Annotated in this window: 18 protein-coding genes; 11 read left to right on the forward strand and 7 right to left on the reverse strand. The window is 62.2% G+C overall.

The window, feature by feature from the left end:
- The first annotated feature begins 7 nt into the window (after positions 1–7).
- The 3 genes from ACFQO4_RS01815 to folP all read left to right on the forward strand — a co-directional run bounded on the left by ACFQO4_RS01815 (position 8) and on the right by folP (position 4,363).
- Positions 8–1,090: a phosphotransferase family protein gene (locus ACFQO4_RS01815; protein ID WP_500259298.1), complete on the forward strand. Its 1,083-nt coding sequence runs from the start codon at positions 8–10 to the stop codon at positions 1,088–1,090.
- Between the two features lie 176 nt (positions 1,091–1,266).
- Positions 1,267–1,497 (forward strand): DUF8015 family protein, encoded by a 231-nt coding sequence (locus ACFQO4_RS01820; RefSeq protein ID WP_500259299.1) that lies wholly within the window; start codon positions 1,267–1,269, stop codon positions 1,495–1,497.
- 289 nt (positions 1,498–1,786) lie between these two features.
- Complete coding sequence (gene folP, locus ACFQO4_RS01825; protein ID WP_500259300.1) at positions 1,787–4,363, forward strand: dihydropteroate synthase; 2,577 nt, start codon at positions 1,787–1,789, stop codon at positions 4,361–4,363.
- A 95-nt stretch (positions 4,364–4,458) separates the two neighbouring features.
- Here folP and ACFQO4_RS01830 read toward each other — a convergent pair whose 3' ends face one another.
- Complete coding sequence (locus ACFQO4_RS01830; RefSeq protein WP_500259301.1) at positions 4,459–6,708, reverse strand: PAS domain-containing sensor histidine kinase; 2,250 nt, start codon at positions 6,706–6,708, stop codon at positions 4,459–4,461.
- Between the two features lie 51 nt (positions 6,709–6,759).
- A complete protein-coding gene (locus tag ACFQO4_RS01835; RefSeq protein WP_500259302.1) occupies positions 6,760–7,842 on the reverse strand; it encodes a glycosyltransferase family 4 protein in 1,083 nt (360 codons plus the stop codon).
- A 319-nt stretch (positions 7,843–8,161) separates the two neighbouring features.
- On the opposite strand from ACFQO4_RS01835, the gene ACFQO4_RS01840 reads away from it, so the two are divergent.
- Positions 8,162–9,364 (forward strand): carboxylate--amine ligase, encoded by a 1,203-nt coding sequence (locus ACFQO4_RS01840; protein WP_500259303.1) that lies wholly within the window; start codon positions 8,162–8,164, stop codon positions 9,362–9,364.
- A 33-nt stretch (positions 9,365–9,397) separates the two neighbouring features.
- Here the strand turns inward: ACFQO4_RS01840 and ACFQO4_RS01845 are convergent, their stop codons facing one another.
- Positions 9,398–10,411 carry a DUF8471 domain-containing protein gene (locus tag ACFQO4_RS01845; protein WP_500259304.1) on the reverse strand — a complete coding sequence of 338 codons (1,014 nt, stop codon included), beginning with the start codon at positions 10,409–10,411 and terminating at the stop codon, positions 9,398–9,400.
- 392 nt (positions 10,412–10,803) lie between these two features.
- Here ACFQO4_RS01845 and ACFQO4_RS01850 point away from each other — a divergent pair, with 392 nt between their 5' ends.
- Positions 10,804–11,670, forward strand: a complete 867-nt coding sequence (locus ACFQO4_RS01850) for a DUF7982 domain-containing protein (RefSeq protein ID WP_500259305.1) — start codon at positions 10,804–10,806, stop codon at positions 11,668–11,670.
- A 142-nt stretch (positions 11,671–11,812) separates the two neighbouring features.
- Here the strand turns inward: ACFQO4_RS01850 and ACFQO4_RS01855 are convergent, their stop codons facing one another.
- The gene (locus ACFQO4_RS01855; RefSeq protein WP_500259306.1) at positions 11,813–12,193 is read right to left on the reverse strand and encodes a DUF8044 family membrane protein; all 381 of its coding nucleotides are present in this window, start codon (positions 12,191–12,193) and stop codon (positions 11,813–11,815) included.
- 214 nt (positions 12,194–12,407) lie between these two features.
- On the opposite strand from ACFQO4_RS01855, the gene ACFQO4_RS01860 reads away from it, so the two are divergent.
- The 4 genes from ACFQO4_RS01860 (at position 12,408) to ACFQO4_RS01875 (ending at position 16,798) form a co-directional block, all read left to right on the forward strand.
- Positions 12,408–13,193 (forward strand): polysaccharide deacetylase family protein, encoded by a 786-nt coding sequence (locus ACFQO4_RS01860; protein ID WP_500259307.1) that lies wholly within the window; start codon positions 12,408–12,410, stop codon positions 13,191–13,193.
- Complete coding sequence (locus ACFQO4_RS01865) at positions 13,184–13,966, forward strand: methionyl-tRNA formyltransferase (protein WP_500259308.1); 783 nt, start codon at positions 13,184–13,186, stop codon at positions 13,964–13,966. Before ACFQO4_RS01860 ends, ACFQO4_RS01865 begins: the two co-directional genes overlap by 10 nt.
- Positions 13,967–14,387: 421 nt before the next feature.
- A complete protein-coding gene (locus tag ACFQO4_RS01870; RefSeq protein WP_500259309.1) occupies positions 14,388–15,215 on the forward strand; it encodes a peptidoglycan bridge formation glycyltransferase FemA/FemB family protein in 828 nt (275 codons plus the stop codon).
- A 56-nt stretch (positions 15,216–15,271) separates the two neighbouring features.
- Complete coding sequence (locus tag ACFQO4_RS01875; RefSeq protein ID WP_500259310.1) at positions 15,272–16,798, forward strand: oligosaccharide flippase family protein; 1,527 nt, start codon at positions 15,272–15,274, stop codon at positions 16,796–16,798.
- A gap of 187 nt (positions 16,799–16,985) precedes the next feature.
- Here ACFQO4_RS01875 and ACFQO4_RS01880 read toward each other — a convergent pair whose 3' ends face one another.
- Positions 16,986–18,026 (reverse strand): GNAT family N-acetyltransferase, encoded by a 1,041-nt coding sequence (locus ACFQO4_RS01880; RefSeq protein ID WP_500259311.1) that lies wholly within the window; start codon positions 18,024–18,026, stop codon positions 16,986–16,988.
- A 309-nt stretch (positions 18,027–18,335) separates the two neighbouring features.
- On the opposite strand from ACFQO4_RS01880, the gene ACFQO4_RS01885 reads away from it, so the two are divergent.
- Complete coding sequence (locus tag ACFQO4_RS01885; RefSeq protein WP_500259312.1) at positions 18,336–19,895, forward strand: glycosyl hydrolase family 28-related protein; 1,560 nt, start codon at positions 18,336–18,338, stop codon at positions 19,893–19,895.
- A gap of 72 nt (positions 19,896–19,967) precedes the next feature.
- On the opposite strand, the gene ACFQO4_RS01890 is transcribed toward ACFQO4_RS01885, so the two are convergent.
- Positions 19,968–21,797, reverse strand: a complete 1,830-nt coding sequence (locus ACFQO4_RS01890; RefSeq protein ID WP_500259313.1) for a putative glycosyltransferase family protein — start codon at positions 21,795–21,797, stop codon at positions 19,968–19,970.
- 241 nt (positions 21,798–22,038) lie between these two features.
- Positions 22,039–23,274, reverse strand: coding sequence for a carboxylate--amine ligase (locus ACFQO4_RS01895; protein WP_500259314.1), 1,236 nt, complete (start codon positions 23,272–23,274; stop codon positions 22,039–22,041).
- Between the two features lie 338 nt (positions 23,275–23,612).
- Between ACFQO4_RS01895 and ACFQO4_RS01900 the strand changes: the two genes are divergently transcribed.
- Entirely contained in the window at positions 23,613–24,578 is a 966-nt protein-coding gene (locus ACFQO4_RS01900; protein WP_500259315.1) for a hypothetical protein, read from the forward strand.
- Positions 24,579–24,670 lie beyond the last annotated feature (92 nt).

Here is a 24,670-nt window from a genome sequence, read left to right on the forward strand (position 1 = left end):
TCGGGCTATGGACGACGTTCCCGAAGCCCGAGCACTGTCGGCGTCGGCCGTCGAGAAGTTCGTCGAGATGGTCGACCCGACGCTCGAGCTTCGAGACGCGACCCCGGTCGAACGCGGCTTCTGCTCGGTCTACCGTCTCGATGTCGACGGCGACGACGGCTCGCAGGCTCTGTTCTTGAAGTGTTCTCCCGACGGGAAAACGTGGGGAATCCCCGACGAGGCGCGCATCCAGGCCGTCCTGGACGCCCACACGTCGATCCCGGTCCCCGAAGTGCTCGGCGTCCTGGACGACCACGAGACGCTCCCCGCTCCGTGTTACCTGATGGAGGCCCTGCCCGGCGAGGCGCTGCCCTACGAGGACGTGTGTCACCTCGAGGACGACGCCCTCTCCCGGCTCGCGCGGGAGACCGGCGAGTACCTGGCCGAGTTACACGCGGTGCCGGCGGTCGAGCGGTTCGGCCACGTCCGCCGGGACGGGCCAGACCTGGCTGGCGGGCGGCCCGAGTGCGAGCCGTCGGCCCTGACGGTTGGCGATCCGCGGGCCACCTGGTCGGAGTTCTTGAAAGCGTACGTCGACCGCGAACTAGAGCGCCACGCCGACTCCCGGTTTTCGGCGCTCACGTCCGACCTGGCCCGGTGGTTCGAAGCGAAAATAGACGCGCTGGAGGAACCGTTCGATCCCGTGATGGGGCGCAACGATCACGGGTTACACAACCTCCTCGTCGATTCCGGGACGGGCGAAATCACCGCGATGCTCGACTGGGGCTACACCCTCGCCGTCCCGGCGGCATTCGATTTCGAGTTCGCGGCCTACCTCTACAGCGGCGCCTTCCTGGCGGGGCTGCCGAACGTTTCGGACCGGCGCCCACTCGTCCGCGAGTCGATGCTGTCGGGGTACCGGACGGCAAGGCCGGATCGAGCGGACGCGATTTCGACCCCCGAGCCGCTCTACGAACTGGTCGCGATGGTCCGCATCATGAACGATTTCGACCATCTCGAGGTGCCCGCCGGGAGCGAAGGCGCGGTGATGGACCGGATCGAGGCGGATGCTCGAGAGATTCTCGAGGGAGCGGATCACGAGCACCGATGACGGCGGTTACGAATCGGCCTCGACCGTTCTCGTTCGATAGAAGGTGAATACCGTGTCGATTATTTCGACATCCGCTGCCTATCGTGGGGCAATGATTTTCGTATCTGACCGGGACGTCACACCGACTATCGAAACGATTTTGACGAACGATTTCGTAGTACCCACTGGTGATCACGATGAGGACGAGAGGTATCGATACGCCGACCGACAGCCGTTTTGGATTCGAACTCGACCGGTACGATCTCGTACTCACGGTCATCCCGCTCGCGTTCCTCGCGACCGTCGCAGCGAGTCTCCTGGCCGGCATCTCACTCGAGGTCGCGCTGTTCGCCGGCAGCCTGGTGGGGATCCTGGCGATGATCGACGGGATGGTGTTGCGACCGCCGAACGGACACGGCGGCGTCTAGAGCGTTCCGCACCCGGGTCGCGTTCCGAAAGCCAAACCCTCTCGGGCGACGTGACCCATTACTATAAAATTCATAGTGAGTCGTTATCCCGAATCATGCGTCCTTCAGCGGACCGTCGCTCCTCCGATGCCGCCCTCGACGACCCGTTCGGGGAGCGCCGTCAGCGAACTCAGGTTCAGGGTGTCACTCACGCGTCCAGGTCGAGACGCCGTTTACGAATTCAGGTCAACGGTGCCGTCCGCCAACCCAGGTCCGACACCCTAAAGCGGCCGCGCTCTGAGTGACGCGTATGGAATACCACGAGGCGGCGGACCTCCTCGTCGGCCTGCGTCGATTCCGTCCCAGTCCGGGCACGGAGTCGACCCGGGCGTTCCTCGAGCACCTCGGGGACCCACACGAGGGCGTCTCGTTCGTGCAGGTTGCCGGTTCGAACGGTAAGGGCAGTACGGCGCGAATGCTCGAGTCGATCCTCCGGGAAGCGGGACTCACGGTCGGGCTCTTTACGTCGCCACACCTCGAGGACCTCCGCGAGCGAGTCCGCGTCGACGGGCGGAAGATCCCGAAGGCCGCCGTTCGGGAGTTCGGCGAGCGCACCGGCGAGTACCTGACCGCCCGGGCTGCCGAGGGCGAGTCGCCGACGTTCTTCGAGGCGATGACGACCCTCGCGTGCTGGCACTTCGGTCGGAACGACGTCGACGTCGCCGTCCTCGAGGTCGGCATCGGCGGTCGCTACGACGCTACTAGCGTGGTCGACCCCGTCGCCAGCGCGGTCACGAGCGTCAGCCTCGAGCACACGGGGATCATCGGCGACACGATCGAGGAGATCGCCGCGGACAAGGCCCAGGTCGCCCCCACGGACGCGCCACTGGTCACCGCCACGACCGGGACGGCCCTCGAGACGGTGCGGTCGGTCGCCGGCGGCGTCGTGACGGTGGGGACTGTCGAAGGCGGCCCTCTCGAGGATGAGGGCGAACCAGCCGACCGACCCGACGTCACCGTTCGCTACGGAGGCCGAACGAACCACGCCGAGGCCGCCGTCTCCATCGACGGCGACGGATGGACTGTCGACGCCCGTCTCCCGGTACTGGGCGCCCACCAGGCCGAAAACGCCGGCATCGCCGCGACGCTGGCCCGGCAGGTCGCCGACGTCTCGACGCGCGGCCTCGAGCGTGGACTTCGAAACGCCCACTGGCCGGGCCGATTCGAGGTCATGGGAGCCGACCCACTGGTCGTCCTCGACGGCGCGCACAACCCGGGGGCCTGCGAGCGACTCGCCGAGACGCTCGCCTCGTTCGAATACGACGACCTCCACCTCGTCGTCGGCGCGATGCACGACAAGGATCACCGCGAGATGGCCGCGGCGCTGCCGACTCCCGACCGGGTCACCGCCTGCGAACCGAGTCTCGAGCGCGCCGAGGACGCCGACGTCCTCGCGCGGGTCTTCGCGAACGCCGGCGCCCCGTCGGTCGACACCGTATCGGCGGTCCCGGACGCCCTGAATACGGCGCTCGAGGCGGTGGAACCCGACGACTGCGTGCTCGTCACCGGGTCGCTCTTCGCCATCGCCGAGGCCCGTCGTCGGTGGACGCGAACGGCCGTCCCGAAACGGGTCCGGGACCGGGGCGACGCCCGTGGCGTGCTCGAGTCGGCGGACGTCGACGCGGCGACGATCACCGACGTGACTGAGAGCGGCGTCCACCGCGTCGTCACGATGGCCCTGCCCCGCGACGGGGCGACCACGATCGAACGGGAACTCGTGCGAGTCGGCGGGGAGTGTTCGCTCTCGCGCGTCCGCACCGGGGACGATCCGGTCGAGGCCGTCCTGATGGGGACGCTCGCCCAGTACGAACGGTTGACTGAGACGCTCGCCGACCGATCGGACGGACTAGCGTCGATCGCCCGTGACCTGCGGACGGCCCTCGAGCTGGACGCCCTCGCGGACGCGGAGACGGACACAGGGACCGACGCAGCGACTGACGCGAGGACAGACTACCCCTGGGAGTCCGGCCCCTGCATCATGGGCATCCTGAACGTCACTCCCGACAGCTTCCACGATGGTGGCCGGTACGACGCCCTCGAGGACGCCCTCGCCCGCGCCGAGCGCATGGTCGACGCCGGCGCCGAAATCGTCGACGTGGGCGGGGAGTCGACCCGCCCCGGCGCCGACCCCGTCTCGGTCGACGACGAGATCGACCGTGTCGTGCCCGTGATCGAGCGGCTGGCCGCGGGCGGGGACGTGGGCGAGGGTAGGGGCGGAGAGGGGGACGGGAACGGGAACGAAGGCATAGACGCCCTGCTCTCGGTCGACACCCGACGGGCCGCCGTCGCCGAAGCCGCCCTCGAGGCCGGTGCGGACGTCGTGAACGACGTCTCCGGGCTGGCCGACCCCGAGATGCGCTTCGTCGCCGCCGAGTACGACGCCCCCATCGTCCTCATGCACAGCATCGACGCGCCGGTCGTCCCAGATCGTGACGTTCAGTACGACGACGTCGTCGAGGACGTCATCGAGCAACTCACCGAGCGCGTGTTGCTGGCGGAGAAGGCCGGCCTCGAGCGTGACCAGATCCTCATCGATCCTGGACTCGGTTTCGCGAAGACGCCCGAGGAGAGCTTCGAACTCCTGGACCGACTCGAGGAGTTTCGCACCTTCGGCTGCCCCGTTCTCGTCGGCCACTCACACAAGTCGATGTTCGAGCGCGTCGGTCGCGCCCACGGCGAACGCCTGGAGCCGACGATCGCGGCGACGGCCCTCGCGGTCGACCGCGGCGCAGACGTCGTCCGCGTCCACGACGTCCCGGAGAACGTCGCGGCGATGAAGACGGCACTGGCGGTTCGCGGTGACGGTGTCTCGAGCGACGAGTGCTGAGGTCAGGACACCTCGGGGCAGGAGTCCGGATCTGAACCGAATCTGGAACCAGAATCAGAATCGGAGTGGGAATCGATTCACCTAGTGAAGTCTCCTTACGACTCGGCAGGAAGCGTAAACGAGAACGTCGCTCCCTCGCCGGGTTCGGACTCGACCCAGATCTCGCCACCGTGGCGTTCGACGATGCGCTCACACAGCGCGAGACCGATACCGGTTCCCGGATGTTCTTCGTGCGTATGTAGCCGCTGGAACACCTCGAAAATGCGCTCTGCATCCTCCCGATCGATCCCGACCCCCTCGTCGCGAACCGAAAGCACCCAGTGCTCGCCCGCCCGCTCGGCAGCGACGTCGATCTGCGGTGGCTCGTCACCCCGGTACTCGATCGCGTTCGACAGGAGGTTCTGGAACAGCTGTCGCAACTGGCTGGCGTCACCGTTCACACGAGGCAGGTCGTCGGTCGCGATCTCGGCGTCGCTCTCTTCGATCCGCACCGTGAGGTCCTCCCGGACATCTTCGAGGACGCCGTTCAGGTCGACCGGTTCGAACGGATCGCCGCGCGTGTCGACGCGCGAGTACTCGAGGAGACCGTCGATCATCTCTCGCATTCGTTCGGCGCCGTCGACGGCGTATTCGAGAAACTCTTCGCCGTCCTCGTCGAAGGCGTCGCCGTACCGGTTCTCGAGCAACTGGAGATAGCTCGTGACCATGCGTAGGGGCTCCTGAAGGTCGTGACTGGCGGCGTAGGCGAACTGCTCGAGGCGCTCGTTCGACTCCTTGAGTTTTCGCTGGTACTCCCGACGCTCGGTGATGTCGGTGAGCGTCACGACAGCGCGGCTCACGTTCCCGTACTCGTCTCGCACCGGCTTGCCGTGTTCCATGATGATTCGCTGTTCGCCGTCGAACGCGGCGATTTCGTAGACGTTCGGCTCCGTGACTTCCTCGCCCTGGAGCACCTGGTACATCGTCCAGTCCTCGGGCTCCACTGGCTCGCCCGAGTCCGACCACACCGCAGGGTACTTCTCGTACTCCTCGACGGATTCGGCGTCGAAGACGTCACCGCCCCAGATGTCCCTGGCCGTGTCGTTCGCCCTGCGCAGCGATCCGTCCGCGTTCGCGACTACGGCGCCGACGGGCAGGACCTGAAACAGCGTCTCGAGTTCTCTCGACTGTTTTTCGACCTCGAGTTCGGCTCGCTTGCGTTCGGTGATGTCGGTGAGTGCGCCGGGGAACCGCTCGGCGTTGCCGTCTTCGTCGCACTCGACGTGACCGCGGGCGACGACCCACCGAAGTTCGTCGTCGTCGTTCCAGACGCGGTACTCCGCCTCGTACGACTCGCAGTTCTCGACGGCCTCCTCGATCTCCCCAGTGACGCGGTCGCGGTCGTCTTCGTGGATCGACGACAGTACCCGGTCGAGCGGGACGCCCTCGCGAGCGGCTTCCGGATCGACGCCAAACGTTCGAGCGAAGGAGGCGCCGGTGACGAACGAATCCTCGGAGATGTACCACTCCCAAGTGCCGACCGCGCCGGCTTCCGTCGCGGCCTCGAGTTGCGTCTTGGCAGCTTCCAGGTACTGCTCGCGCTCCTTGCGCTCGGTGACGTCCCGGAAGTACACCGACACGCCGGTCTCGGAGGGGTAGATGGTCGCTTCGACCCAGAATTCCAGGGGGTCGAAGTAGAGTTCGTAACTCTGGGGTTCCTGGGTTTCCATCGCCGCCTGGAAGGCGTTCCACACGTCGTCGATTTCGGCAGCCTCCGGATACAGTTCCCACAGTACTGCGCCGAGCAGTTCGTCTTCGGTCGCCTGGAGCAACTCTTCGGCCCGCTCGTTGACGTGGGTGAATCGGAAGTCCTCGTCGAGGGCGTAGAACGCGTCGGTTACCCGTCCGAGAATCTCCTCGACTTCGCTCTCCGCGTTTCGCTGGTCGGTGACGTCCTCGACCACGAAAACGGCGCCGTCGAACCCGCCGTTCTCGTTCCACTGTGGCGCGGCGTCGACCGACAGCCACGTGCACGCGCCGGAGGGGCGACGAAGGCCGACGATCTGATCGGAGATCGGAGTCTGCCGATCGCGAACGCGTTCGAACGGGGAGTCGCCCGGCTCGAGCCGTTCGCCGGTCTCGTCGACGAAATTCCAGCGAGCATCGTCGGCAAGGACGAGGGCGTCGCGAGGCCGTTCGAGGAGGTCCTCGGCACGTTCGTTCGCGAACGTCACCTCGCCGTCGGCATCGACGACCGTAATCCCGTCGTCGATCGCGTTCACGAGCGATCGACAGCGCTGACGGGCCGCAGAGCTGTCTTCGCCATCCCAGAACCCCGCGTCGATGTCCTCGACTCGCTCACTCATTAACGGCTACAGGGCATCGAGTTGGATAAGGGCCTCGGCGGGCGGTCAGCGCTAGAGCAGCCCGCGTGCCTCCTGGAGCTCCCGATAGGTCTCGAGGTACGTCTCCAGCACCGCCCCCCGATCCAGGTTCGCGAACGACTCGTCGTAGGTCCGGTGCTCGAGGTCGCCGGCCTCGAGGATAGCGTCGGCGAGTTCTTGCTCGCTCGTGGTCCGGAAGCCCCGTTCCCAGCCCTCGACGAGTTCGTGAGCTGCGGAGTCGGCGTGGTACTCGACGATGCCGACACAGCCCGCCCCGAGCGCCCAGGCGAACTCGGTCGGGAAGACGCACTCGGTGGCCGTCTGGGCGAAGACGTGCGCGCTCCGGTAGGCCGCGATGCGCTCGTCCCGACTCGTCTCCCCGGCGAATGTCACCCGGTCGTCGATCCGCAGGTCTCGCGTGAGTTGCTCGTACATCCCTCGCTGCGGGCCGTCCCCGAGGACGAGGGTGTGCCAGTTGCGGTCCCGGAGTTCTGCGAGACCGAGGAGCAGGCTCTCGAGGTTCGCCCCCTCGTCGAGTCGCCGGGCGTAGACCACGTCGACCCGGTCGCCCGGCGGCGTCGCCTCGATCCGTTCGAGGTCGATCGGGTTCGGGACGACGTCGACGCGTTCACCCGAAGCGCCTCGCTCTCTGACCCAGGTCCGGACCATCCGCGACGGCGTGACGATGCGGTCGGCGTTCCGGGCCGCGTAGCGATGGCCGCGGTCGTCCGGGATGCCGACGGCACCGTCGACGCCGATTCCCGCGCCGTACCACTCGAGGACCAGCGGGGCTCGAGCCAGCGTCGCCCCCCAGTTGGCCGACCGCACCTGGCCCGCGGGATCGGCGCTCGCGTGAATCACGTCCGGGCCGATCGATCGGAGGACGAACGGAAGGCGAAGCAGGAACGACTGGCGGGCCTCGAGGCCCGTCGAGACGCCGTGGTAGACGACGTCGTCTCGCTCGAGTGTGGACGCCTCGCCTGGCCAGAACTGGGCACAGCAGACGTGGATCTCGTGGCCGCGGTCGGTGAGGAGGTCGAGAACGGTCCGAAAGCGTTCGTTCGTCTCCGTCTCTCGGTGGTGGGCGGTTTCGAAGGAGACGAACGCGATTCGCATCTACGCTGTAGATGCCAGCGAGGGGGTAAAAATATAGGGTATTTGTGATGCCGACCGTCGCTCGAGGGTTTCCGTCACCTCCGGCGACGAAACGAGAGAGCTAGCTCTCACGATCTTACGGCGAAGCGAGAGAACCGGTTTACCACCTCTCGCGGCGAAGCGAGACCGGCAACCGAACGCGTCGACGGCACCTCTTCGTTCGCCATCGAGACGTGAATGTAACGTCCGTCCACGCGCTCGTCGGAGACGACAGAAACACATAATTACGCAAACGAACAGTTGTAGCCGTATATACCGGTGCACCCTCTCGTTCGTCCCGATGGTCACCGACGCGTCCGGCCGGGAAGCGGTCTTACTCCCCGCGAAATTCAACCCCGCCTGCTACATGTGCGTTCGCTCGCTCGCCGAGCGCGGGGTCCACACGATCGTCGCCTCGGAACACGAAGACGTTCCCGCTGGCGGATCGCGATTCTGTGACGAACAGATCCAGATCTGTTCCCCCGACGACGACCTCGTCGCGTATAAAGACGCACTGAAGGGAATCGCCGCTCGACCGGACGTCCGGGCGATCCTCCCGCTCCGCCCGGCCGATCCGTACGTCTTCGCGACCTACCGTGACGAGTTCGAACGATATGCGTCAGTGATCGCGCCGCCGACCGAGACGCTCGAGGTCGTCAACGATCGGACGAAACTCTTCGACGCCGCTCGCGAGGCCGGCGTTCCGGTTCCCGAAACGCGATGTCTCGACGAGGTCGACCGGTGGGACGTCGCGTCCGTCATCAAATCCCGGTACAATCTTCTCACCGCGGAACTCACGCCGTCGCTCGCTTCGGACACGTCCGCGGTCGAAAAGGACGTGGTCTACGTCAAACCCGGAGACGAACCCGACAAAGTGACGATTCGCTCCGGTATGCGACACGAACCGATCGTCCAGGAGTACATTCGACACGACGACCAGTACGTGTTCGGCGCGCTGTACGACCAGGGCGAGGCGGTTGCGACGTTCCAGCACCGACAGATTCGCGGAACCTCGTACACCGGCGGTGGTGGCGTCTATCGGGAATCCATACACGATCCAAAACTGGAGGCGGTCGGCCGGACGCTACTGGATAGCCTCGACTGGCATGGCATCGCGTGCATCGAGTACGCGAAGGACACCACTACCGGCGAGTACAAACTGCTCGAGATCAACCCGCGGTTCTGGCAATCGCTCCCCTGTGCGGTTCGGGCGGGCGCCGACTTTCCGGCGTACTACTGGCTGCAGGCACTCGACCGGAAATCGTTGATCGACGCGAGGTACGAACGTGGCGTCAGGAGTCACTACCTCTACGGCGAAGCACACCACCTGCTCAGTCTTCGAAGAGACGAGCCGATACTCGTCGACCGCCCCCCGATTCTGGCTACGACGCGAGAGATTCTCGAGTCGTGCGTTCGAACACCACACTTCGACGTCTTCCGGTTCGGCGATCCCGTTCCGTTCTCGCGTGAACTCCGTCGGGTTCTTCAACACAGGATCGGGTAGGAGGTCGAAGTGGGCGACGCGTTCGCCCTCTTCTCACGATTCGCCCGCCTCGACCCACAGGTGCACCCGGTATGGTGCGGACTCGATCGACGGCTCCGCAGGAACGTTGTCGATGTACAGCAACCAGATGATTCGCACTTCGCCGTCCGTAGTCGGCTCGAGTTCGTGAGCGAGACGCCACGTCTCGCCGTGATCGGTCGTCGCCTCGAACCGCTCGAGTTCACGCTGGTCCACGACGCGGGTTTCGTTTTCAGAGACGTCCATCTCCTGTTCGACGACGACGACCGTGTACGTCGTCGTGCGTCCTTCGTGGTTGTCGACCCCCACGACGACCTCCTGGCTCTCTCCTGGCGGGATCGCGAGTACCGGATCCGCATCGTCTTCGGAGAGAACGTATATCGTGGAGTACTCGTCGTCCTGTGGAAGTGCCGTGGCGGCGTATCCAACGCTCGCGATCACGAGCAGTATCGTACAGACCAATGCGACGTTCAGGGCCGCTGAGTCACGAGAATCGGGGTCGAATACCGACGCACGAAGGGTGTCCGTCCACTCGCCGTATGGAACTCGAAACCGATCGGCCGGCGGGAGCGCTATACGTCTCCAGAACGCGCCAACCGTGAGGGCGACGGTAACGGCCGAGACGGCGACGAACGTCGGTCCAAATTGGAACGTTCCCTGAGCAGTAATCAGGATGAAACCGATCGTTGGGACGATAATGGCACTCGAAGCGATCGAAAACGCGATGCGTTCCGGGCCGTCGATCGTTCCCCACCACGACCGGGGACGTTCGAGGATGGTCGTCGGCGACTGAACTCCGCCATTGGGATCGTCGAACCGGTCAACTGGCCCGCGCTCCGGAAACACGAGTGATACGAGCGCGTATCCTGGGGCGATGAGAACGAAGACGAGGCCGAACAGAACACGAAGAGGCGTTTCCCGTATCACCGGGGCAAACACGACGACGTTCGTCAGGGCCGTGAGCGCGAGGACTACCGTCAGGTCCGCCGGCAGTCGACGAACCTGTGGTCGGACGAGCGAACGAATCATCCTCTCTGTCTCTTTCACGAACCGCGATTAAAATCGGATGGACGGTTGGCCGGAAAGTCTGGAATCGATGATCGTTGGGCTCCCGAACGCTGTCGTGATACGCGATATGGGGCGCGCCCCCACTGCAAGAAATCGTCCGTTTAGACTGTCAACAGCTGGTAAACCGTGATTGACGACCAGCAATTTAAAGCAGTGGTCCTCGGTAGTTTGGGAAGAGACACTGTGACGACCCCCACAGACGGCCGCAATCACTCGCACGTCCCTCGGTGGCGGGACGAAGCTGGTTCGTGTCCTCGACGCCTGGCTGTCCCTCGCTGGCTTCAGGTGGTACGGTCGTGCGTCGACGAAACCACCCTTTCGAACGACCTGCCGTTTCGTTCGAGTAACCCCACATGACCCCGGAAAAGTACGATAGCACACCGGATGCATCATCCGCTACGTTCGACCAGGGCGGTGAAAAGCGGGGCTTCGAAGGAGGAACTGCTCCAGTTGACAGTGCCGGAAGCTCCGTCGTTCGTGATCGGACGGTACAGTTCCCCGCCGGCGCTCGAACGACGCGCGAGCGACTCACGATAGCGGGATTCGTCGCCATCGGCGTGTTCTGTTTCGTTGCTGGGTTCGTCGTATCGGCGGGTCGTGAAGTCCTCTTCTCGCTCGGCGGGATCGGGTTGTTCGCCAGTGTTCTAACGTACGGAGTGACGGGGACGCGGTCGATCGAGGCCAGAGACGGGGCCGAAGTGTACGAGACGTGTGCAGCCAACCTCGAGGCGATCACGACGACGTTCGGTTCGAGTACCGAACGAATGTACGTGCCGAACCCGGACGGTGTCGAATCCGGGGCGCGGCTATTCGTCCCGGCCGCCGTCGACGGCGGCTTCCAAGACGAGGCTGGATTCTCTATCGTCGACTCGGGGGAACGTGGATTCGTCCTCGAGCCGACCGGGGCAGCGCTGTTCCGGGAGTTCGAACGGGCACTGGACGAACCGGTTGCGAACTCCTCGGAACTGCTGGCCGAACAGTTGATCGATTCGCTCAAACGCCGTTTCGAGTTCGTCACGGACGCCGACGCGACCGTGCGACCGGACGAGGGGGTCGTCACGATCACTATTTCGGGGAACGTCTTCGGCCCCCCGGATCAGTTCGACCACCCGGTCGCCTCCTTCCTCGCGGTAGGTCTCGCTGTCGGACTCGACCGCCGAATCTCGTTCGAGGCCTCCGCGCTAGCCGACGACGGAACGTGGGTTCTCGAGTATCGATAGAGATCGTTCGAAGCGATGACTGTTGCAGATTTCCAGTTGCTTCCAGCGAAGTGGTGCTGTGTCGAGTCTCGCGTAATGAGACGAACCGAACCAGACGCGAGGTATCAATTCGGCTTATCGATCGACGCTCGACGGGCGCTGACTACGGTGACAAGACGAACAGGCTGACGAAACGATAACAGAGAACTGCTGTGGCGCCCGCCAACAAGACCCTGGTGAGGACTCGAGAACGACCGATCCAACGCGGCTGCACGTGTGACAGATTGAGCAGATTCGTCAGGATGGCGACGCCGAGTGCGGAGAACAGAATAAACAAGCCGTACGAGTAGAGCCCGGTCACTGAGAGTACGAGTACCGTTCCCAGCAGCCACGAACACTGAACGAGAACGAACCGCATTCGATGCGGTCTCATCTGTGGACGTATCGAACGAGTAACGCGGTAAAAGCTATAGCGACCGTATTTGTGGCGCTTCCTGAGTAATCCACTGTTGAAAGTCATTTGACCTCCCCGTCTGTGCGTCATATCCCCGCTGGTCGACTCGTATCCAGAATGTAATAGTCGAGTGCCAGTCGGAGAACAGAGGTGAGGCTCGTTTACCGTCCAGATCCGTTCCGATTATATTGACCTGCAACAGTAAAGCAACCCCTTCGGTAATCAGGAATTATACGCTAAAAATTTATGCCCTTCAATTTCGGATAGAGACTCCATGTCGAGCAGTAGTCAACCCGTAGCCTGCATGACACTCGATCTCGAGGAAGATTGGTGTATCCCGGGCGACGAGAGTCCCAATCCGACGTTCGACCACGTAGACGACTATATCGCCCTCATCAAGCAGCTGGACGTCCCGATTAGCGTGTTCGCCGTCGGGATCACGATTGAGAATCATCCCTGGATCGTCGAGCGCCTTCGGCGGGAGCTAGACACCGAATTCCACCTTCACTCGTATCAACACGACATGACGAAATCGTACGAATTCGAGACCGAAATCCAGCGCGGGATAGCAGCATTCGAGTCACACTTCGGTGAACCACCCCGTGGGTACCGGGCACCGCAGGGCAACATCGTCCAGGGCGAGTGGGCGGAACTCGAGCGGGCGGGGTTCGAGTTCAGTTCCAGCGTCTTCCCCTCCTATCGCCCCGGCGTATACAACAATATCCACGCTCCGCTCACGCCGTACGTCCCGCCGGAAGCCGATCAACTCCTCGAGATCCCGTTTGCAGCCGTCCCTGGGCTCCGGATTCCGATCTCCCAGAACTATCTTAAACTCCTCGGGCGTCCGTATATCTCCCTACTGAAACACACGCCCCTTCCCACGCCGCTAGTGTACGACTCCCACCTGCAGGATTTCTGGAGGACCGAGTTTCACGATCACCTGCCACAGCCAAAGCGCACGCTCATGACCCGGAACATGGATCGATCCGTCGACATACTCACCGAGTTCGTCTCGACGCTGAGACGAAACGGGTACACGTTCGAGAAAGTGTCCGACCTCTACGAACCGGTGGCGTACGCATGGACGTGATCCTCTTCACGCAGGACGACCCCATCTACATGCCGCGGTACCTCGAGCCGGTGTTCGCCGAACGATCCGAGGCCCTCTCGAAGGTCGTTCTCGCGCCGATGCAACGATCGGCGCTCGAGGAGGTCCGAGGCCGGTTCCAAATGTTCGGTCCGTCGGCGTTTTTTCGGTTTGGCCTCCGGTATGCAGCGGGGAAAATCGCTGCCAGGTTGCCGACGGGACCAGTCTATCGGACCACGGGGCGATTTCACTCAGTCCGATCGCTTGCGGCGGCTTACGACGTTCCGGTGGAGGAAGTGAACAACGTCAACGACGAGGCGTTTGTCAGTGAGGTCCGTGAATTGCAACCGGATCTCATTCTATCGATCGCCTGTGGCCAACGAATGGGAGAAGACCTACTGGAGATTCCGAAGGACGGGGCGATCAACGTGCACGGGTCCCTCCTGCCGAAGTATCGCGGCCTGTCGACGTCGTTCTGGGTGCTCTATCACGGGGAGGACGAGAACGGCGTCACCGCCCACTACATGACGCCGGAGTTCGATTCCGGCGATATCATCGTGCAACGGAAGTACGAGGTGCGGCCCAGTGACACGATGCACGACGTCTATCTCAAACTGACAGAGGTTGGGCCAACCGTCGCGGTAGACGTCATCGATCAAGTCGCTGACGGAACTATCGAAACGAGGCCCAACAATCTCGAAGAGGGCGAGTACTACTCGTTTCCGACCCGGGACGACCGACGGGAGTTTCGGCGTCGCGGGAATCGATTCATCTAGTCTCGACCAGCCGACACTCGCCGATTTCGAGTACTACCTTCCCTCGATTCATCCTCGAGCCACAGTCGAAAACGTCACACTACTCTGAGGATTCGGACGAAGTTATTTCTGCCTCCCCGTGGGTCGTTGACCGACCGTAACGAGCCCTATGTCCCTCACTGTAAAGCGTCTCGACAGCATCGAACAGGCAAATCGAAACCAGTGGAACCACGTCGTCGAACAGGCCGACCTGGGGAGTGTGTTTCATCGATACGAGTGGCTACGAGCGGTCGAACGAACCCGATCGCCTGAGCCCCGCCATCTGCTCGTTGAAAAGAAGGGCAACCCCATCGCGATTTCTCCGAACTTCGTCGATTCAGTTGGACCGGCCCCCGTTCGGCGTCTCAATAGCATTAGGCCCGGATCCGGCGGCCCCATCGCCATGGGCGACGAGGAAACCGCGCTCGATTTGATACTCGAATCGACTGCCCACCTCTGTGATGGGTCGGTTCGCTTTCACCAGATTAGTAACGTCGAGTCGTCCTACATTCGATACCACGAGAGTTTCCTGGAGCACGGGTACAGCCTCCGAATCAAGAACTGCCACATGCTCCTCGACACCACACGCGATTGGGAGACGCTCCTCACAGAGATGGACAGTTCGAGGCGACGGGCGATCAAACGAGGGCACGATCACGATGGAACGGTCGTCGAGGAGGAGTTGACTCGGGAGGTGCTCAGCGAGGTGCACGCGAACTACACCGAGGTCGCCGAACGAGTTGGTGACGCGCTGTTACCCCAGTCGTTCTTCGTCGAACTCGCCACCCTTCCCGAGCGAGTAAAGGTGTTCTCGCTCCACGTCAACGGCACACGACGTGGGCTGATGCTGTTCGTTCTCGACGATGAACGGTCGACGGTCCACTACCTCTGCTCGGCCGTCACGGAGGATCACTTTGAGTACAACGCGTCGGAGTTGATCCACGAACACGCCATCAAGTGGGCCATCGAAAACGGCTACGAAACGTACAACTTCCGCGGAACGGAGCCCGACTTTCGAAACGGACTGTTTCGATTCAAGGAACGCTTCGCTACCCGCGCGGCCCCCTGTCTCACCTGGGAACGGGGGTATCCCCGGGCCGCCCTGGCGGCACTGAACGGCGGACGCGTCGCTCACCAGTGGTACACGTCATCTACGCCGGTCGCCCCAGAGGCCGTACGAGAGAGAACGGCAGAAATCAAATCCAAAGTCGTCGGTCAGATTTTCTCGTGATCAGACTTCCGAGTAGCACGCAGTCACCGAGACGAACGCACGCTCCAGTCTGAACCATGCGCAATTCATTTTCATCCGCGGTCGTCTCGATCATCGTTTCGAAGGCGTACATCTTGCTCCTCGGAGTGGGGTTCACACCAGTTCTCGTTCGGCTTCTCGGACCAGTCGAGTACGGTCGGTACGCGCTCGTCCTGTCCGTCTACTCCGTCGTCGGAATCGTTCTGGTCTCGGGAACGGGCGATACGGTTCGAAAGTACATTTCCGAGCGGTCAGACGCGGCGTGGCAAGCTGCCATCTTCGGGTACGTGTTCAGAGCGGTGTTCGTCATTGGGCTCCTCGCCGCTACGCTACTCTCTCTGGCGGCGTACACGGGTCTCGCAGCATCCACGTTCGGACCGGCGTTTACGTCACTCTTCTACGTGCTTGCCGCGTACCTCGTTTTCAACCAGCTGGCGACGCACGTCCTGTGGACGCTCATGGGACTCCAATTGGAGTCTCGCTCGGAACCGCTAAAAGTAATCAAGGAGACGCTATTCGTCGCGTTCGCGATCACGTTCGTCTACCTCGGATACGGCGTCGAGGGCGTATTGCTCGGATCCATCGTCTCCAGTGCGTTCACTATCGTGTTCGGATTGGTCATCGTCAGTCGTCTGTTGCCCATTCGCCAGGCCCTCTTCCCGAGCGATGTGGGCCTTCCGAAACGACAGATACTCACCTACACCGTGAGTACGATCGGCTTCTTCCTCTTTTTGACGTCCCTGTACCACGTCGACGTGCTCTTGCTTCAGGTCTGGCTATCCGACGAGTTCGTGGGATACTACAAAGGTGCGCTGGTGATCGCCGAAGTTCTATGGTTCGCGCCGATCGCCGTTCAGTACGCGCTCTTACAGCGCGTCTCGCACCTCTGGGAGCGCGGGGATATCGACGCTATCGAGCGGCAATCCCAGATCGTTACGCGCTACGTGTTCTTGTTTACGACGTTGTTGGTGCTCGGGCTCGCTGCGCTGGCGGCCGACTTCGTTCCGCTCTACCTGGGGGAGTCGTTTCGACCGGCAATCACGCCCCTGTTGTTGCTGCTCCCGGGCGTACTCGGGTTCGCGGTCGCGAGACCGTCACTCGCCATCAACCAGGCCAGGCGATCGCTTCGTCCGCTTCTTCTCGCGACGGGCGCCAGTTCGCTGATCAATGTACTGCTGAACCTGCTGTTGATTCCGGGCTACGGAATGATCGGGGCCGCCGTCGCGACGTCAATCGGATACGGAAGCCTCGTTGTGTTCCAGACGGCCATCGCTCGCCGATTGGGGTACCGACCGCTCGCGGGCATCCGCTGGGGGCCCACGTTCGTCACGGTCATCGTGTCGGCCACGTCGATCTTTCTCGTTTCGTGGACGATCGAGTCGTCGATCTACTCACTCGTGATCGTCCCGCCGTTCGGTGCATTCGTGTTCGCCGTCGCCTCGGTCATGACCGGCGCGATTACGAGCGACGACCTCGAGGAAATCGCGACCGCGACGGCGCTACCGAAGACGATCGAACGGCAGCTGCTCGAACTGCTCGAGCGGATTCCGACGTTCCACGATTGAGAGGTTGGAATCGGCACACCGGAAACGGCACCGTCGAGAGACGACGAAGAGACGAGTTGCCGAGGAGTACCGAGTCGATCGCCTTTCGCGGGTACCATGGGGCAGAGACCAGGTCAGGCCGGGAACATACTATTCTCGACCGACTCGAACTGGCAATCACGTCGACAGCACTTCTGTTGCCGTTCTATCAGCCGGGTGCGAGTTTCGTGACGAGTCCGTTTCGATCCCGAAGCCTGAGATACAGCTGAACGGCAGCGGCCATTCCCTGACCGGTTCGTTGCATCGTGTAGTACGTTCGGACGTTCGGATTGTACTTCGACTTCCACTCGTTAATTCGCGGGATGTTGGCGTCGACGATTTCGTACTCACTGACACCGCGTTCCATCGCATCGGTGAGCATCCGCCACTCGAGGAGTTCGTTCGCTGGGAGAGACGTCCCGGGCTTCGTTCCACCTTGCCACCGGTGGGCCGTCTCGCCGTCCACGAGGAGAATCGTACCGGTGACGGGGTCTCCGTCGACGGAGAGCACGTACGGGTTCACGACACCTTCAGGAAGTCGTTCGTAGAGTTCGACCACGAACGACGGGGACATCGTCGCCGTCTTCCCTTGCTCTTCGAATCGGCTGACCACCTGCTCCATGATCCACCTGGCCGCGTCGACGCCGCCGACTGTCACCGTGTACTCGTCGTCGAGATGATTCCGGATGGTTCGACGCGTCGTTCGACTGAACCGACGGATCAACGTCTCTTCGTCGGTCTCGAGGTCGACGACGTACGTGTAACTCGGGTGGACATCGAATCCGTTCCACTTGAACGGTCGCATGTCGTCGTACCGCCACGACGTTCGAATCGAGGTGTACGTCGGCTCGAGTTCGCGGTCGATCCACTCGAAACACCCATCGATGAACCGACTGTGGCGCTTCTCCCGTTTGCGTTGTTTGAGCTGGTTCATGTTGAGCAACGCGGGACCGAGAGCGGGTACGTGTAACCCGTGCGGTGGAGAGAACGCGAAGGTGACGGGACCCGTATGGCTTTCGAAAATGGGAAAGATCCCGATCGGTTCCTCGCCTTTGTACCCGACGAGAGGGTACAGCCTGGCGTCTGAGTACGCCGCCTGCGTTCTGAGCGCGTCGTACCGATGGAAGACCGATCCTTGCGGTGACCGCTCGACGTATTCGTTCCACGACTCTCGATCGGCGGGGTTCAATACCGAAATTCTGACACTCATCTCTAGTTTTCTCGAGACCGAAACGGCGCTAGCCGAGTTGCCGATACGTGTGTCCGAGATAGCCTTTGTTATCCTACCGGTACGGGATCGGAATGAGCTATTACTCCAGCCTCGGAGGCACCTCGTCGTCTTCCTGATCCTGGACTCGAGCAGCAGCACTTTCGTCATTCGTGCACCCGCCGACCACGTCGGATATCGTGTTAAAAAACGATACCAGTAGCGAATATTCTGTCGAAATGTCGAATTGAACTGGTCATCTAGCCACGCTTCTAAGAAATTGGTATCCCTCCGCGTGGCGTCTCGCGGAGTATGAATCGCCGGAAGTACCTGACGGCAGTCGGTGGCCTCCCACCGACCCTCGCTGGCTACGTACTGTCCGTCCAGGGTGCAGAAATAGACGAGGACGGGAACGTACCAGCTCCTGACGCCGACAGGGCGACGTTCGCGGATCACTGGCGCCACGTCGACGTCGTCGACTACGGAGCGGACCCGACCGGTGAAGACGACGTCACGCCAGTTCTCGAGGAAATTATCGCCGAGGAAGGCGGCGACGAACTCCTGGTGCTCTTTCCGCCCGGGACGTACCGGATGGACGCCGGATTCGAACACGAATCGTTTCGAGACTTTGGATTACTCGGCTACAACGCGACGATCGAACCGTCCTCGGCGTTCGAGGGAGTCGGCGTCTACGATTCCAAGGTATTTGCGCTGGGGCCATCCCGGTCGTACAGCGGACACAACGTCTACATCGGCGGCTTCGAGTTCGATTTCGGAAACGTGGAGGACGAAGACGGCCTCGCGGGTTCCGCCGTCGTCGCGTACGCGACCGGCGACGTGATCTTCGAACACCTCGTGACGATGGGACGGCCGACGAGCGGTCGGCGCATGATCGAACTGATGGGGATGGAAGACTCCCGCGGGCAAATCTACGACTGCGTCGTCGACGGGGGGCCAGGCGTGGGTGTGTACGTCGAGACGACCGACAACGCGGTCGCAACGATCACGCACAGTCTGGTCCGAAACTGCGCCGACAACGGATTCTACTGTTCGAACGGGTCGGTCGTCATCGAGAACTGTACGGCCATCGACAACGATATTTCGAACGTTCGAATCGGCGGCGTCGTTCGCGACAGCGTGGTCTGGGTCCGCGATTCCGAGCTGGCCGACGCCCGCGGCTACTGGCTTCGTGACGGCGACTGCTGGGTCGAAAACTGCTACGGATACAACGACGCCGAGGGATCGCGGTCGGTGCTCGAGGTCGCGCCTTCCGGCGCCTCGGTGACGATAACCGGCTCTCGGTTCGGATCCGACGCGGACCGACGGATCGCGGTCGTCAACGAGGACGGCGAAGGCGACGACGGCTTGGTGACGTTTCGAGACTGCACGTTCTTTGGCGAAAAGAACTCCAATGTCACGGAAGACGCGATCACCGTGGCCAGGGACGAGACGGCGTTTCTGGATTGTTCGTGTACGCTCACCGGCGACGTGTATCCGATACGATTCAACGGAGGTGCCCAGAACTGCCGCGTGATCGGCGGTCGATACGACTCCGAGCGACCCATACGTTTCGAATCGGGAAGAGGCGGTGTCGTCCGGGACGTCACCCTCGAGACCGGTGATTCGGTCGGACGACTCGAAATCGACGTGCCGGACGTCGTCGTCGAAAACGTTCCAGGGGACGTTTCGACGGGTGTTCGAACGGTCATCGACGGACTCGGGGCCAACGGGTCGTCGAATCCGGCCGACGACGGCGACTGGCACGATCACGGGCGTGAGGGAGTCCTCGTCGCCTGGACGGATCCGGATTCCGACGAGGAACGACTCTCGATCTACCGAGGCGGGGACTGGTACTCCTGGGCGGTCGAGTGAGCGACCGGCGTCTCCGACGCTTCAAGGCGGAAAGGAACGCTGTTAGTCACTCCTCGAGACGAGAGAGTCGCACTATCGGTAGTACGTGACTGAACCGGAGTCGTACACGCGGTTACGCTCAGCCAGGTTCTCGAGCGGAATCTCCTCGTCGACGTACGCCGTGAACTGCAACGGACGGCGCTCGAGTTCGCCGTCTCGTATCAGTATGCTCTCTGCTTCCGTGAACATCGCATTCTCCGCGCCGGCGTCGACCACCACGCACTCGGCGTCGAGCATTTCGCCCATGTATCGACACGTCGGTCTATCGGTCTCGATCTGTCCGTCGTACATCGCGTCGATATCGTCGTACGACTGGCGCTCTTGTTCGGTCAGATAGTAGGTGTAGAACGGTCGTTCGACGGCAGGATTGTCCCTCGCGACGAAGTCGTTCGAGACCGCGGTGAAGCCGAAGAGCGATAGCAGGAGGACGAGAACGACGAACAGTTTGAACCCGCCCCGTGAGAACAGTCGATACGCGCCGATGGCCCCCGTCAGTGCGAAGAGCATGTAGGTGTAGTGGACGAACCGATTGACGTTGATCCCGGCGAGACCCTCGAGGAGGAGTGTGGGCCCCGGAACGGAGAAGGGAACAAGTACCAGCGCGGAGATGCCGATAACGCCGGTGGCGATCCACTCGCGCGTGTCGTCCCGGAGCCACAGCAGTGCACCGAGGAGCATGAAGAAGATGAAAAACGAGTACGGGACGTAGTTCGCGGCCTCCGCCCACGGGCTAGCCACGACTCCTTGCGGCGGCGGCTCGGTTCGTGACCCCGACGCGGCGCTAAACAGCGCCCCGATGATCGTTTCGACCAGGGGTTCGGCCGCGTACAACCAGTAGGTGAGCGTTACCAGTCCCGTGGTTACCATCGTAAAGGAGTCGACGGTCGGCGGTTGGGCCCCGACCGCAGACGAGTGCCTGACGATTCGTTCGACCGCGTAGACGATCGTCATGATGATGAACACGAACGGGATAGAGACCGGGTGGTAAACGACGATTGCAACGAGAAACACCAGGCCAGCGAGGCGCATGCCGGGGGCCGTCCGGCCGAGGAGGGTGACGAGGAGCGCGAGAAAGACGATGGAGGTGACGCTCCGCGGAATCGAGTACATTCCGTAGAAGGTGTAGAACGGATGGAAGATCGTGAACAGCGCCGTCAGGAGCGCCACTCGTTCGTTCAGCGTGACCCGCCGTCCGAATCCGTACGCTGCGAGGACGCCAGCTCCGAACAGCACCCCACTGAGCACGTACACCGTTCGGTGAGTCGTCAGGAAACCGCCCAGCAGTTGGTGCGTCGTCGCCGCGTACACGTGCCACAGCTGGAACGGTTCGTACAGTTCCATCGACACTGGCGCGCCGGTTTCGACGAGCGAATCGATCAGCGAGACGTGGACGGTCAAATCCGTGTTCCCGATAAAAAAGTCGTACTTCAACGTCACGCTGAACACGGTGAGCGCGAAGGCGACGACCATGTGGTACAGACAGACCGGCGTGCGGCGGGGGCCGAGGCTGGGCAACCAAATCAACACGATGATCAGTCCGTACAGGACGGCGAGTCCGACGAAGAACGCGAGCGGACGGACGTCGTAAATCGCGAGCGAGACGACGAGGCTGGAGACGACGAGGTGAAAACCGATGGAGAACACTCGCCAGTCGACGGCGATCCATCCGACCGGCTCTCGGTCGTGGCGGTTCCCTCCACGCCACAGTACGACGACGGCCAGCATCATCGGCAGGGCCAGATAGAGTCCCAGGATTGAGAGATTCACGCGACCGACGACGAATGGACCAGCGACGCCCAGGACGGCGAGGGGAATCAGAAGAACCTTCGAAACGAGGTAGGCGTGGTCGAACATCGTCTTCATGCATTATCACTCCCCTTCTGGCCGTCTCTCAGCGATTGCAGGCCGGCAGATTCTTCTCGAGGCACGTTCGAAAACCGCTTCCAGTTCCGGACGAATAGCCCGATAGAGGTACGTTCGAGACCGATGGAAGCACGCTCGAGACGTGCGACCCGGCTGACGTCCTCGTTGGAGCGGCCAGTGCAGGGTCCACGATCGACTCGCTGAGACCCGTCATCGTCGGTCCATGTCCCACTGAAGCCTGTCATCGTCGATCCTCCCCTGCGTTCCGCGATCGACGGCCAGTTACGGACTCGACAGCGGCCTCGAGTCGAGTCTCTACGTCGGGTACCCGTTCCATCGCGGCGACAGGTGGCATCAGCCAGGCGACGGGGTCGGTCCAGTCGAGACTCCACTTCGCACCGGGGGTCAGTACCGTCCTGAGAGCGGTCGAGATTTCGTTCCGGGTCGGTTGCTGAGCGCAGTACTGGAGTTCACGAAGCGGAAATACCATCTCGTCGACCGTTCCGATTATCCTGACGGGGAGGTTGATGTCCAGGCCGAGAGCGGACGCGACCATCGTCGAGGCGAATCGGTAGCCGCGCTCGCTTGCCAGCGCGTACGACGCCCAGAACTTCGGGTTCACCTCCATGAGTACGAACGAACCGTTGGGACGGCGTTTGAACTCGACGAGCGCGATTCCGTGCCATCCCAGTTCCTGTAGCAAGGCCGTCGCTTGCGCCTCGAGGGAGGGGTTTCGGTACGTTCGGAGATGCGTCCCACTTCCGCCCCATCGAGGAACGGACCGAAGTTCCTCGTGACTGAACCTGAGCATGACGTCGTTGTCCGAACAGAGAACGCCGACTCCGTAGGTCGACCCCGTTCCCTCGATTAGCTCCTGGACGAGCACGTCCTCGCTCGGTGCGACCGCCGCAATACGATCGTAAGTCGGCCAAAAACGAGCAGGGTCGTCGACTCGAGCCGTCGTCTCGCCACCGCCGGATTCGTGTCTGGCCTTGAGAAAGACGGGAAAGTTCAGCTTGTCGAGTGCACCCCTCGGCCTCCCGTTCGCGTCGATTCGTTCGACGACGCTCGAGTACTCCTCCGGAACGTCAATTCCGAGACGGGCCGCACGGTCGAGGACAACGGACTTGTCGGCTCCGGCATGGAGCGACTCGCTCGAGGGGAGATAGGTAGAAACCGAGGAGGGGAGAATCGACCGAAGTCGGTCGACTGCAACCGTCGATTGGTACCCGACCGGCAAGACGAAGTCCGGGCGATAGGTTCGTACCGCCGATTCAAAGGCGTCGGCGTATCCCTCGCTCTCCGGCGGAGGGGCGAGGATTTTCTCGTCGCAGTACCTCGATCGGAGCAGTCGGCTAAATCGCGTCGTTCCGACGCCGACGATTGTCGCGCCGAGGTCTTCGGAGAGTTCCTTCGCGACGGTCAGCGCGGTCGGGTAATCTCCATCGAGGAGGAGGACCGTCGGATCGGCAGACATAGGGTTCGTAACCACCGCCCTCCGTGAAAAGCCAACCGGTGGTACTCGATCATTGCGTTCAGTAACCCCTGTTTTCGCACTCGAACAGCCTCACTGCCTTCGTGATTGACCGGCGTGACAACGAGCGAAACCGGTGAGATCACGAACCGAATGCGCGAACGTCGCTCTTCCAGGATTCGATCCGAAAAGTCTGATCGGTCGGATTGCCTCCTGACCGCCAGTACGTTCTCCAATCTTGAGTGTATTTTGAGGTGGAAAGTAAGATCTCGATTTATGAGATAAATGTACGATTTTCACACGATAAGGTTGATAACCAGAGGTTACTTCCCCGGTTTTGTATGCGAGGCAAGCAATCTGATGTTTCCGGCGACAAGCCCCGTGACGATACGCCACGAACGAAAAGGGGCACGCTCGGCCGACGCTCGTATCTCTCACTGCTGGGGGCGACGGCGACGGGCGCACTGTTCTCGAACGCGGTTCGTGGAGAGGCAGGCGGTTCGGCGGAAACCGACCTCGAGTTCGTCGACGTCGATTACGGCGAGTGTTACGACCCGTCCTCGAAGTACAACGGTCTGGACGACGTCTATCGCGTGTGGAACCAGCGCTCGGGAACTGATCCGGAGATTGTAGTCGGTCAGCCAGGACCCGGGGACCGGTGTCTCGCACATCACTTCCAGGGGAACCAGATGACTGCCAACACGGTCTACTCGTTTGCCGCTAATCACGACGACGTCGTAGAGGAAACGTACCAGCGGTTCCGGTTCCACCCAAACGGGATGACATTAGCGGACAGGGGAACCTTCCGGTTCTTCTGGGCAGGAATTCGAAACGGGCCGACGTCGTCGGGTGGGACAATTCAGGAAGATATCCCGAACGGCAAGGACGGGTGGTCCATTCGACTGGGATACGCCCGACGTGGCTCCCACGACCATCCCGACGAGTACCCGCTCTTCGTATACGTATACCACATGGATCAGGTTAACCCGGTCCCCGAATTGAACGTCACGGATACGGGCGTTCGGATGAACGAGTGGAACGATTTCCGGTGTCACCAGGTGCTGAATACGGTCGAGAACGGCCGTGCGAACGCCGACGGCGAAATCCGCGTCTGGGTGAACGGCGAACTGGCGTTCGAGCGAACCGACTACCGCTGGACCACCGTTCCAGGACAGGGCATCGAAGAGGCCGGTCCGCACGGCTACTGGTGGGGATCGAACCAGAACGGTGAGACCGTTTACTTCGACGATCACCACATCGTCGCCGGCGGAGTTCCCGAGAATCTCGTGTCGCTAACGCAGTCCTGAGCATCCGGAAGGCGACATTCGATTCGATCCGCACCTCGAGACTCTCAGAGCGGGATGCCCGCGTATCGACTTCTCACTCGAGCATTTGCTCT

This window comes from Saliphagus sp. GCM10025334, assembly GCF_042663485.1.
Taxonomy (GTDB): domain Archaea; phylum Halobacteriota; class Halobacteria; order Halobacteriales; family Natrialbaceae; genus Natronosalvus.